Annotated in this window: 9 protein-coding genes and 1 pseudogene; 3 read left to right on the forward strand and 7 right to left on the reverse strand. The window is 66.7% G+C overall.

What is annotated here, in order from left to right:
- The first annotated feature begins 1 nt into the window (after position 1).
- The 3 genes and pseudogenes from istB to IGS68_RS36375 all read left to right on the forward strand — a co-directional run bounded on the left by istB (position 2) and on the right by IGS68_RS36375 (position 2,440).
- Positions 2–796 (forward strand): IS21-like element helper ATPase IstB, encoded by a 795-nt coding sequence (gene istB / locus IGS68_RS29040; protein ID WP_201082603.1) that lies wholly within the window; start codon positions 2–4, stop codon positions 794–796.
- Positions 797–940: 144 nt separating this feature from the next.
- Positions 941–1,255 (forward strand): hypothetical protein, encoded by a 315-nt coding sequence (locus IGS68_RS29045; RefSeq protein WP_201082604.1) that lies wholly within the window; start codon positions 941–943, stop codon positions 1,253–1,255.
- Between the two features lie 68 nt (positions 1,256–1,323).
- Positions 1,324–2,440, forward strand: a pseudogene (locus tag IGS68_RS36375) (ISAs1 family transposase).
- 143 nt (positions 2,441–2,583) lie between these two features.
- On the opposite strand, the gene recD2 reads toward IGS68_RS36375, so the two are convergent.
- From recD2 to IGS68_RS29090, 7 genes are all read right to left on the reverse strand, one after another.
- Entirely contained in the window at positions 2,584–4,821 is a 2,238-nt protein-coding gene (recD2, locus tag IGS68_RS29060) for an SF1B family DNA helicase RecD2 (RefSeq protein ID WP_201082831.1), read from the reverse strand.
- Between the two features lie 189 nt (positions 4,822–5,010).
- Complete coding sequence (locus tag IGS68_RS29065; RefSeq protein ID WP_201082610.1) at positions 5,011–5,985, reverse strand: Rpn family recombination-promoting nuclease/putative transposase; 975 nt, start codon at positions 5,983–5,985, stop codon at positions 5,011–5,013.
- Between the two features lie 309 nt (positions 5,986–6,294).
- Entirely contained in the window at positions 6,295–7,533 is a 1,239-nt protein-coding gene (gene ltrA / locus IGS68_RS29070) for a group II intron reverse transcriptase/maturase (RefSeq protein WP_201082612.1), read from the reverse strand.
- A gap of 633 nt (positions 7,534–8,166) precedes the next feature.
- A complete protein-coding gene (locus IGS68_RS29075; protein ID WP_201082614.1) occupies positions 8,167–9,429 on the reverse strand; it encodes an IS110 family RNA-guided transposase in 1,263 nt (420 codons plus the stop codon).
- Between the two features lie 239 nt (positions 9,430–9,668).
- A complete protein-coding gene (locus tag IGS68_RS29080) occupies positions 9,669–9,878 on the reverse strand; it encodes a hypothetical protein (protein WP_201082616.1) in 210 nt (69 codons plus the stop codon).
- A 228-nt stretch (positions 9,879–10,106) separates the two neighbouring features.
- Entirely contained in the window at positions 10,107–10,427 is a 321-nt protein-coding gene (locus IGS68_RS35760) for a DUF2934 domain-containing protein (RefSeq protein ID WP_247881469.1), read from the reverse strand.
- A gap of 76 nt (positions 10,428–10,503) precedes the next feature.
- Complete coding sequence (locus IGS68_RS29090) at positions 10,504–11,652, reverse strand: hypothetical protein (protein ID WP_206379360.1); 1,149 nt, start codon at positions 11,650–11,652, stop codon at positions 10,504–10,506.
- Between the last annotated feature and the right edge of the window lie 499 nt (positions 11,653–12,151).

Genomic DNA, 12,151 nt, shown 5'->3' on the forward strand with positions numbered 1-12,151 from the left:
CATGCATCACGCCAACCTGGAAAAGCTCAAGTCCCTGCGCCTGTTCGGCATGGTCCGGGCGTTGCAGGAGTTGACGGGGCTGGACGACCGCGGCCGGCTCGACTTCGATGATCAGCTCGCCCTGCTGATCGAGCGTGAGACGGCTGACCGGGCCAACACCGCTGTGGAGATGCGGCTCAAGCGCGCCCGCCTGCGGCAGGCGGCCTGCTTCGAGAACCTGGACCTGAAGGCGAGCCGCGGCCTGGACAAGGGGCTGATCCGCGATCTGTTCACCTGCCGCTGGATATGCCAGCACCGTCACCTGATGCTGACCGGGGCGACCGGCACGGGCAAGACCTGGATCGCGTGTGCCCTGGGTAATCAGGCGGCGCGGGAAGGCTTCAGCGTGCTCTACACCCGGCTGTCGCGCCTGCTGGACGATATCGCGACGGCGCGCCTGGGCTCGGGAGCCGGGGCTCTGATGCGGCGGCTTGCCAGGGTCGATCTCCTGATCCTCGACGACTGGATGATGAGTGAGCTGACCGCGCCCCAGCGCCGGGACCTGATGGAGATCGTCGATGACCGCCATGACCGCGGCTCGATCATCCTGGCCTCCCAAATCCCCCTGACCAGCTGGCATCGGGCGATCGGGGATTCCACTTACTCCGAAGCGATACTGGACCGCATTGTTCACGCCGCCTACCGGGTTGAACTTCAGGGCGACTCCCTGCGCAAACCCGCTCGCGGTGGCACCGCCCCTTCCGGCAGCGCCATCGATCAACCCGCTTCCCACCTCGAGAAAACAACCGTAAAGTGAACTTACGTCAGACGCCCACGGCTGGCCCCGCCCCATGGGGCGGGGCCAGCCGTCGCCCTCGCGAAGTGCCTGCCATGGTTGAAGCGCAGGTGGCCGGATTGATGAAAATGCCGGTCGGATTCGTGAACATATGCACTCGGGGCCTTGCTCGACCAGGTCGAAGCGCCCCTCGCCACACTCACTGCCGACGGCGCCTATGACCAGGACAATGTTTACGCTACCGTGGCCGAACACTCTCCAGAAGCCGCGGTTGTTGTGCCGCCACGAACGACGGCCGTGCTCAGCGCCACGGCCGAAACCGACCCAACCCAGCGCGATCGCCATATCCAGGCCATTGCCGAACAGGGCCGGATGGGTTGGCAAAAAACCTCGGGCTACAATGCAGGGCTGTTCAGTTCTCCCCCCGCTGGGTGCCTGGATCGCGCAAAGCGAGTCCTGATGGGGCGTGATGCCGCGTAGAAAGAGTCTACCATCGGGCACGAATGTGTGAATCCTTGATCGGCAATTCCTGACCCTGGGGGTTTGCCATGGTACCGTTCGGCCGGCTTCTCGATGCGTTGAGCGAGGTTCCCGATCCACGACGCGCGGAGGGCAAGCGCTATCCGCTGGCGCCGTTGCTGCTGTTCACCGTGCTGGCGCTGCTGTCCGGCGCGACCTCGTACCGCCACATCATCTGCTTCCTGGAGCAACGCCGGATCGTCCTCAACGCCCTGTTCGGCTGTACCCTGAAGCGAGCGCCGTCGCTCAACACGCTGCGTACTGTCCTGCAGATGCTTGACCGCGACGCCCTGGAAGAGGCTTTTCGCCAACACGCCCGGGACCTGTTGCCGCCGGCGGAACCGGGCCGGATGCCGGTCGTGGCGCTCGACGGCAAGACCCTGAAGGGCAGCTTCGACCATCTCAACGACCAAAAGGCGGCCCAGGCGCTGAGCGCCTTCGCCTCGGCTGCCGCGATCCTGCTGGCGCACACCGAAATCGACGTCAAGAGCAATGAAATTCCGGCTGCCCAGCAGATGATCGCCGAGCTGGGCCTGAGCGGTGTGCTGTTCACGGCCGACGCCCTGCATTGCCAAAAAAACCTTTGAAGCAGCCCGCGACAGCGGCAACGCGCTGCTCGCCCAGGTCAAGGCCAACCAGCCGGGCTTGCTGGCCACGCTCCAGGAGATCGCCGCCGAGCAGCCGCCGGTCGAGCGCTTCGAGAGCGTTGATCCCAAAAGCCATGGCCGTCATGAAACCCGCGAGATCGAGACCTTCGACGTTCCGGACAAACTCGATGCCCAGTGGGACGGCCTGATCGTCCAAGCTGCCCGGGTCTCGCGCCTGACTTGGCACAAGGACACCAGATCCGGCTTCTGGAAGGCAACCGAGGAAGTTTCGTTCTACGCCTGCCAGATCAAACTCGACGCCAAAACGTTCAGCCAGGCGATCCGAAACCACTGGGCAATAGAAAATCGGAGCCATTATGTGCGCGACGTCACGTTCGGCGAAGACAGGTGCCGGACCCGCATCAAGCCCCTACACTTCGCCCGCTTCCGCAGCTTCGCGATCAACATCCTGCGCGCCAACGGCGTCGAAAACATCGCCCGCGAACTCTATGTCAATGCGCTCAACTTCAACAACGCGCTCGCGTATCGCTTCTCATAGCGAGAACTGAACAGCCCTGGGCTACAATGCGAGGGCCGGGGCGGAGGGAACGATGAGTCGATACAAGCGCATCATCGGCAACACCTTGCGCTCCCATGGCCGGCCGTCGCAGGAGGTCGAAACCAGGATCGCCGTCACCGTTCTCAACCGCATGTTCGACTTCGGACGCCCGAACTCTGTCCGCGCCGCTTGAAGATCAACGAATCAGGGAGAAATCCGTGTTCGTCGGCCTCCATGCACCAGAGCACCCACTCGCCGAGCTTGGTGTGCCGGGACTTGGTCATGGTGCCGTAGACCGCCACCGCGCAGGCCCGCTTCTCGCCGACCAGGATGACCAGGCGCTTGCCCCGGGTGACGCCGGTGTAGAGCAGGTTCCGGTGCAGCATGGCCAGGTGCTGCAGCATCACCGGGATCACCACGACCGGGTACTCCGATCCCTGGCTCTTGTGGATCGTCGTGGCGTAGGCGAGCACCACCTGGTCCAGCTCCTCGAAACGATAAGGGACGTCGCGCTCGTCGAAGCGGATCACCAGTTCCGCCCGGTCCGGATCAACCGAAGCGACCCGGCCGATGTCGCCGTTGTAGACCTCCTTGTCATAGTCGTTGACGATCTGCATCACCTTGTCACCCATGCTGAAGGTGAAGCCGAACCGCTCCACCCGCACCGCGCCCGGCGGGTTGATCGCCCGCTGCAGCTCGATGTTAAGCGAGCGGGCGCCAACCGACCCGACGTTCATCGGGCACAGTACCTGGATGTCGCGGATCGGGTCGTAGCCCTGCCGGCGCGGCAGGTGCCGGGCGACCAGGTGGACGACCGCGCGCACGGCCTGCTCGGGCGTGTCGGCGTCGAGCCAGTGGAAGTCGCTGGTCTCTCCCCGGCCCGGCAGCAGCGGCAGCTTGCCGGTGTTGATGCGGTGGGCGTTGGTGATGATCCGGCTGTTCGCCGCCTGCCGGAACACCTCGGTCAGCCGGACCACCGGCACGACGCCGCCGTCGATGATGTCGCCCAGCACCCGTCCCGGCCCGACACTGGGCAGCTGGTCCACGTCGCCGACCAGCAGCAGCGCCATGCCGGGCGGCACGGCTTTGAGCAGCGCGTACATCAGCGGGACATCGACCATCGAGGCCTCATCGACCACCAGCAGGTCGCCATCCAGCGGGGTCTCCTCGGCGCGCTTGAAGCCGCCGGTGCGCGGATCGACCTCGAGCAGCCGGTGCAGGGTCCTGGCCTCCAGCCCGGTTGCCTCGGTCATCCGTTTGGCCGCCCGGCCGGTGGGCGCCGCCAGCAGGATGCGGACACCCTTGGCAGTGAGTATTCTGATGATGCTGTTGACCAGCGTTGTCTTGCCGACGCCGGGGCCGCCGGTGATGACCAGGACCTTGGCGCGCAGCGCCTGGCGCAGGGCGGCCGCCTGGCTCGGCGCCAGCGAGATGCCGGCCCGCGCCTCGACCCACGGGATCGCCCGGGCGACATCGATCCCGGACCAGGGCAGCGGGCCGGCACACAGGGCACTGAGCCGCCCGGCGATGTTGCGCTCGGAGTGGAACAGCCAGCCCAGGAACACCGCCGGCTGACCGCCGATCGTGTCCTCGACCAGGGTGCCTTCCGCGACCTCCTCGGCAAGGCCCTGCCCGACCAGCCCGGTCTCCACCTCCAGCACCTTGGCGGCAGTCTCGATCAGCTCGGCACGTGGCAGGCCGCAGTGCCCCTCAGCCATGGCCCCGGAGAGGACATGCGACAGGCCGGCCCGGATGCGCAGCGGCGAGTCCCGGGCGATGCCGAAGGCGGCGGCGATCCGGTCGGCCGACAGGAAGCCGATGCCGCGTACATCCCGGGCGAGGCGGTACGGGTTCTCGGTGATCAGGCGGATCGCGTCGCTGCCGTAGAGCCGGTAGATCCGGACGCTCCTTGCGGTGCTGATCCGGTGCTCGTGCAGGAAGATCATGATCTCGCGCACGGCGCGCTGCTCGGCCCAGCCCTCGATGATCTGGCGGGCGCGCTGCGGCCCGATGCCGGGCACCTGACGCAGCCGCCCGGGCTCGGTCTCGATGACCTCGAACACGGCATCGCCGAAGGCAGCGATCAGCTTGCGGGCATGGATCGGACCGATGCCGCGGATCAGGCCAGAGGACAGGTACTTCTCAATGCCCTCGGAGGAAGCGGGCGGGGCCGAGTTCAGGAAGGAAGCCTGGAACTGCAGGCCGTGGCTGCGGTCGTTGATCCACTGGCCGGTGGCCTGGATCCGCTCGCCCGGGGTGATCGCCGCCGCCCGGCCCACCACGGTGGTCAGCTCGCGGCGCCCCCGCACCTGGACGCGCAGGACGCAGAAGCCGGTCTCGGCATTGTGGAAGGTCACCCGCTCGACCGTACCGACCAGCATCTCGCCGGCACCCTGCCGCGCGAGGCTCTCCAGGACAGGGGTCACCGCCTCAAAGCTCCAGCGTCAGCAGATCTACTTCCGTCTGCCCGCATCTCATCACGACAGGCAGCCATCGGCTGTCCCAATTCGGTTGGACGAGCGCCCTCGCCTTCGTTTTTCTCGAACCGTGTGCCGAGACAGCTGACAGGATCAATGGGCTGCCGGTCTGCCGAAAACGGTGTCAATGTTTTCGGCATCAAGCACCACGTCAATCCAAGCGTCCAGCTGCTCCACGTCAGCCGCCTGCACCCGGGCACGGTAGGGCTCCGGAACACCGTGGAAGCGTCGCTCAAGCAACCGGAGCAACGTCTCGGCTTTACCTCTGGCTTTTCCCCGGGCCTCACCTTCAATGCGCCCCTGTTCGCGTTCCTGCGCCATGACCGACATCACCGCCTCCCTCTGCTCATCCGGCGCCCGGGCCAGCGCCCCCTCGATCACCCGGCGGTCGACCGCATCGTACGCCCAGTTGATATATATGAACGCACTGACCAGGATTCCGCTACCCAGCAGATCGTCGACCGCCGCCAGCACCGCCGCCCCCTGCCCGTCCGGCCGGTAGCTGTACTTCAGCACCCGCAGCCCACCGCGCGCCACCCGCTGATCGGACAGCTGCTCGTCCGGCACCCGCCCGAGGTCGAGCAGGGCGTAGCGGAAGTCCGGCAGGTAGGGCCGCAGCGCCGGATATGCTGCCACCGTCTCGCCGAACGACAGCGGCACGGTCCACTCCCGGGCACCATGGTAGATCACCAGCGGCACGATCGGCGGGCGCTCGCTGCCCACCGCCCCGCCCTGCTCCAGCCGTTGCCGGTCCAGCCGGCGCCAGATCTCGGCCAGGTAGCCCAGCAGCTGGACCCCGACCTCCGGGTCCGGTGCGCTCTTGTGTTCCAGCAGCACGTAGATGTAGAGCTCGCCGCCGGCCAGGGTCCGGGCCCGGTAGAGCCGGTCGGCCTGGCTGTGGCGCAGGTGGGCCGCGACGAAGTGGGCATCGAGCAGCTCCGGCGCGTCCGGCGCCAGCAGCGCCGCCACCTCGGCCGGCAGGTGTTCGCGCAGCACGGCCGCGGCCACGCCGGGCTCGTCCATCAGCGCCCGGAAAAAGGCGTCATGGGTGACCGGTAGGTTCTGCACGGATGGGCGGCTCCTGGTTGTCGGAGGTCGGATCATGCCGTGCCGGCACCAGCCACGCCAGCCGGATTTCTCACCGATCCCCAGGGCAATCGTTGCCGTTTTCACCTCTCGCTGGAGGAATTCCGGGATCGGGAGGGACGTCCCCACCGGTTGTCAAGGGGCTGAGTAGAGCTGACGGGTGCCCCCTACATCCGATGGTTATGATTTCCGACGGCCCGACGCGCGTCAATCGGGATAGGGGGGCGCCTCGCGGTGCCACCCCTCCCACACCACCGGGCATACGGGTCCGTACCATGGCGGTTCGGCGGATTAAGCGGTGAACGACGTCGCCATCGAGGGCAGGCCCAGGTTCCGGAAGCGGGCGTTGGAGTAGGCGCGGTGCAGGGCGTGGGTGGAACTGAGCCGCCAGGGTCCCTTGGGGCTCCAGACGAGTTCGCTGGCCGCCTTCTCGGACACCCCGAGACGCCGCAGTTCCTGGTAGCGCCGACGCCGCGTCTTCCACTGGACCCACGCGACGCAGCGCAGGCGTCGGCGGATCCACCCGTCCAGGGCTTGCAACTCGGAGAGCTGGCTGAAGCCGAAGTACCCGGCCCAACCCCGCAGGATTGGAGCCAGGTCTGCAATCATCCGCTCCACGGGAATGCCCCTGTGTCGGCGCGTCAGGACGCGCACCCGGTCCTTGAACCGGGTGATCGCCTTAGCGCTGATGCACCGCCGGAATGCCCGGTCGTTCCTGACTGTGAAGCCAAGAAACGAGCGCTCCCACGGTCGGGCAACGGCACTCTTATCCGCGTTGACCTGAAGCTTGAGGCGCCGTTCAATGAAGCGGGTCAGGCTCGCCATGACCCGCTGGCCGGCCTTTTCGCTGCGGACGTAGATGTTGCAATCATCGGCGTACCGCACGAACCGGTGGCCCCGGCGCTCCAACTCGCGATCCAGCTCATCCAGCACGAGATTCGACAGCAAGGGCGAGAGCGGACCGCCTTGCGGAACGCCTTCGCGGCTTTCTTCGAAGAGCCCGCCCCTGAGCACTCCGGCCGTCAGGTAGGCCCGGATAACCCGGAGTACCCGCCGGTCGGAGATCCGCGCCGCCACGGCGGCCATCAGTCTGTCGTGGTGGACCCGGTCGAAAAATTTCGCCAGATCGAGGTCTACGACAAAGTGGTAGCCTTCGATGACATAGGCTTGCGCCTGCGCCACCGCTTGGTGCGCGGAGCGGCCCGGCCGGAAACCGTAGCTGTGCTCGCTGAATGTCGGGTCCCACAGTGGCTGGAGCCGCTGCAGGATGGCCTGCTGGATCACGCGGTCGATCGCGCAAGGAATGCCGAGGTTGCGCGTCCCGCCGGCCGGCTTGGGGATTTCCACCCGTCGAACCGGTTGCGGCTGGTAGCGCCCCTGGAGCAGCTGCCCTTCGACCTCCGGCCAGCACGCCGCGAGAACAGCCGGCAACTGCTTGACGGTGATCCCGTCAATACCGGCTGCCCCCTTGTTGCGGACCACCGCCCGGATCGCTGCTTCCATGTTGTCCGGTGCACAGATCTCCTCCATGAGTCGTTCGTTCACTGCCGGGCTTTCGGGGCCGGGCATCGCCCTGATCACACTCGAGTTGGTATGGCGGCTGCGCTGTGCTCATGAGACACCCGATCTACTCGCCCTTTCCTTCACCCCCTCTCGGGGACCGTTCAGGCCTTCAGCCGGCAAGCCGGCCTACTACGCCTTCTGCTGACTTCTGCACCGCGCTCGGGGAGCCTTGCGACGCCCTCAGTCCTGACGGACACGGTGCAGATCTCCTGGGGTAAGCTCCGCAGCTTTCCTCGCAGCCCCGCCGGATTTACAGCCATGGCCCTTGATGGATATGGACTTCGCGACTGGCTGCCCGCTCGTCCGACCATACCTGCCTCAGATCCGATTCCTGTTCGTCGGGTCGCGATTTCGCTCCACGCTTCCTTCAGACGGTCCCTCGCGGTTCCGCCCTTGCGCTTCGCTCGTACTTCACCTCCATCAGGTTGTACGGGGGACTTTCACCCCCACAAGCTGCTGGGCATGCCCAGCACACAGCCTGGCCCTTTGGGCCACCGCCAAAGGCGGCATGGGCTTGACCCGCGCCGTTCCGCCGGAAGCTCCGCCTCCATCGGATGTAAGGGGCGGAGCCACCGTCTGTTCAGTTGTCGCGCGTTCCGTTCAGGCGGCTTGAGGCTCCCTTGCGGTGCGCTGAGGATCGTAAAGGCTGCGGCTGCGCATCATGGCGCAAGCGGTTTCCAGCAGCCGGTCGCCGACCGTGCGTAGCGCCCGGCCATGACTGTGGCCGGCTTGGCGCAGGGCCTGATAGCGCGCCTTGCAGGTGGCGTCGCATTGGACCGCGACACGGCTCCAGTGATAGACTGCGTCGCGCAGACGCTGGCTGCAGGCCTGACGCATCAGCACGACGCAGCTCTTGCCGCTGCGCCGGGTCACCGGCGCCACGCCGGCCAGCGCCCGCAGAGCCTGATGGTCACCCGCCTTCAGAGGCCCCCCGGCCTCGACCAGCAGAGTGGCGCAGACGATCCTCCCGACCCCCGGCAAGGAGCGCAGGATCGTCACGTCGCTCTGCTGTGGCGATTGCCCCGGCGCCGCCTCCGGTTCCTCCGGAGAGGCCGCCAACTCGGTCAGGATCTGGTCGACCCGCCGCTCGGCCGCCGTGATCTGGCGGGTGACGAGGCGCAGCCGGTCGCGCAAAGCGCCGACATGGGCGCTCGCCGCCTCGACCGTGCCGGGCGCCACCGTCAGCGCCGGGCGACGCAGGCGCCGCATCACCTCGGCGGCGTCGAACCGGCGGACCCGGTGCTTCCTCAGCAGCTTGGCGATCGTGCTCTCGCGCACCCGGAGCGCCTTGGCCGGTGTTGGCGCCAGCGCCCACAGATCCAGAAACCATGCCGCCGACAGGTCGTCGGACAACTCCAGGATCTGCGGGTAATAGCGCCAGAGCTGCTCGCGCATGCGGTTGGTCAGGCGAACGCGCTCGTGCTTGCACTCCTCGGTCATGCGCAATCTTTCGCGCAGTTCGATCAGCCTGGGCTCATCCCGCTTCAAGCGTCGGAAACAGCGGGTGTCGGTGCGCAGGCTGTCGCCCAGCACCCGGGCATCGCGCCGGTCGTCCTTGGCCCCGGAAACCGAAAAGCGGTCCCGGAAGCGGTCGAGTTGCTTGGGATTGAGGGCATGAACCGCAAAGCCACGCTCCATCAAGCTTTCCACGACTGGGCCGTGGGGCAACTCGATGCCAACGGCGATGCGCTCCGGAGCGGCGCCCGTGGTCGCGATCAGCCAGGCCGCCAACGCGGCCAGTTCCTCACCACCATGGCGCACCGCGCGCTCCCCGCGCACCACGCCACGATCATCGGCCAGGCAGACCTGATGAACCTCGCTCGCCCAGTCGATGCCGACATACCAGTCGAACATCTCACTCATCGAAGGGCTCCCATCCACATGGGCCGCCGCAGCCTGGATCCACCCCTGTACTGGCGCTCGCTTGGCGCTGACTCCCCACTGGGCCTCAGCCGCGGCCTGCCGCCGGGGCACGCGTCCCCCCCAGGTGCTCAAAACACAGGGGGCAAAAGGTTGCTCCCGACGGACTGGCCCGATCAGTCAACGGCGCTACAGTACCGCCGACCGTTTGGCCCGTGAAGGGTACAGGGGCTTGCCGCTGATCACTCCCCCGATCCAGCACTGCCGGTTCGCTCCACCAGACCAGCAACGCGCTCGGCGCTGGTTGCAAGATAGCGCAGGCGCCGGGACATCTCCCCGGGGTGGTCAAGCCCGCTCTCATCCAAAAGGCGCTGCAGCGTGCGCACCTCCTGATCAAGGCGGTCAAGCTCGATCGCAATCCGTCTGGTTTTATCCTCGTTCCTTTCCGTCATGGGCGCCTCTCCAAACTACCCCGAACTCTACGGTTATGCGTTCCATGGTCCCTTGCCGGAACCATGACGTCCGCCCGTGATCGAGGACCGAACGTCGTCGTCTGGAGGCGTCGTGATTGCCGGCTTTCCGAACGGCACCAAGAAAGCAGTGGTTACTGAAGCCGCTCGACTAACCGGTGCAAAGCCACCCTTCAGCGGATCGACGCGTCAGATCCTGGCCGATCCCGATCAGTAGGCGGGAGGATCGCTGGCCGGGAAGGACTCGTCCGAACTCTGGTCGGTCTTGTCCCAGGGGCGGCGTGGAGCATCGCGCATCCCGTCCGGGCCCGCCGATCGGACCTGTGCTGAACGGTTGTCACCAGCGGCTGCCGCATCCTCGCCACAGAACGCCATGGGCCGTCTGGTGCAATCCGTCTCAGCCCCGGTTTCCGCCGCGATCTCCTGGCAGGCCCGGGTCCAATGTTCATCCTGCTGGCCCTCGGGACGTCCAGCCCGTTCCCAGATCTCGTAGGCGCGCTGCTGAATCTTCTCTTCAAGACTGCCAACCATCGTCCTTCCCTTCCGATCGGGCCGATTATGCAACGGCCGCTTGTCTGACGTCTCCGCTTTCGGCCCGTGAGGCTCGCTACCGCCACCGCTGCCGGTGCTTCTGTGCCGCCACGGTCTGCCCGGCAACATACCGCATGACGGGGATGTCACCAACCTCACGGCCTTCCGCCAGCGCCCGGGCGGCCGCGCAGAACTCCGTCCAGCGCTCGTCCTCGTCGCTGCGGCTCAGCAGGAAAGCCGTCCAGGCCAGGAGGTCGGTCCAGCGACGCCGCTGCGGCTCGAGAAGCTGCTCCAGCACCACGGCTTCACCCCTGGCCCTGCTCAGGCGCTTGCCGCCGAGCAGCGACTGTACCTGATCGCCGTCCTCGAACCAGCTGTCCAGGAAGGGGTACTCGTCCGCAAGATCACCCCCTTCCTTCAGCAGCTCGTCCAGGGCGGCGGGCCTGCGCGCTTCCAGTTCGATCCCCTGCTCCAGCATCGTCAGCAGTGTTTCGGTCGGCAGCAGTTCCGGCTGGACCGAGTGCAGCCCCACCGTTTCCAGGAGGTCCACCAGCCCGAATGGTGGCAGGGTGCCGGTCCCGAGACCGACCGCCAGAAAATGCGCGATCGCCCTGCCCAGGAACTCGCGGTCGACTGCGTACTGGTCGACACCGCCGCCGGCCTGGAGCAGAATTTCCTCGACCTCGGCCCGGCCCATGCCATGCTGCGCCCAGGCATCCCGAACCCCGATGCCATGTTTGAGCAGCACAGTGCCGAGGGCATGCCGCCGCCCTTCCCGGCAGATCACCAGAATGCTGACCGCGCCCGAACCATCGACACCCGATGCCAGGACATCCCGCACCTGGGCCTCGGGCCAGGAGGCGCACTCCACTCCTTTGCGGCGGCAGGCCTGGATAGCCTGATCCAGGGTCGGCCGGCCACCGCCTGTCTCCGGCATCCAGTTCCGGACCGCGATCATCCGGCGCAGCATGATGGGCGACACCAGCCCCCGGGGTGCCGCTTCCACGAGACTGCGGGCGACGCTCACCCGCACCGTGGCCGACGGATCCAGCAGCCAGCCCACCGCGGCCTCCCGGGCCACCGGCTCACCGGACTGCAGCAGCATTGCCGCCATGGCGCCGCGATGGTCCTCAGGGAATGCGGCGCCCGTCTCGGCCAGATGGGCGTGCAGGGCGAAGACGTCTCCCTTGACGCTCTTCGCCAGATCGGCGGCGAATTCCGCCATCGTCCGGTGTGGGTTGTGGCCATCACCTGATCGGTATTACGCTCGAGCAACTCGATCATGAGGGTACGGAGTTGCTCGCCGGGTTCGAGCTTCGCCGTGGCGAACTCGCCCAGGAGCAGGAGCAGCAGGCCCGGCTCCGCTTCGCCCTCACGTCCGGCGGCGAGCAGCCTGGCTGACACCGCCTCAACCAGGTAGCGTGCTTCGCCGCGACCTGCCTCGACCCCGAAGCGCAGGTACTCCAGCGCCTGCCCGAACAGGAATACACAGGCCGAGATGAGTTTCTGGTTCGGCCGCTTCCTGCGCCCTTCCTCCAGCAGCAGTTCGATCACCTCGAGGGCAACCTCCGGGCTCGCCTCCAGCAGATGCGAGGCTGCCAGTGAATAATCCCCAGGCTGCCCCGCCGTGATCTCCTTAGCTACGAGCTTGGCCAGTTTCGTCAGCTCATTACGCTTCATCAAACGGCACATCCCTTCTTCAACACGCATCAGCACGATGTCTC

Origin of the sequence: Skermanella sp. TT6 (genome assembly GCF_016653635.2) — a bacterium.
GTDB classification, from domain to species: domain Bacteria; phylum Pseudomonadota; class Alphaproteobacteria; order Azospirillales; family Azospirillaceae; genus Skermanella; species Skermanella cutis.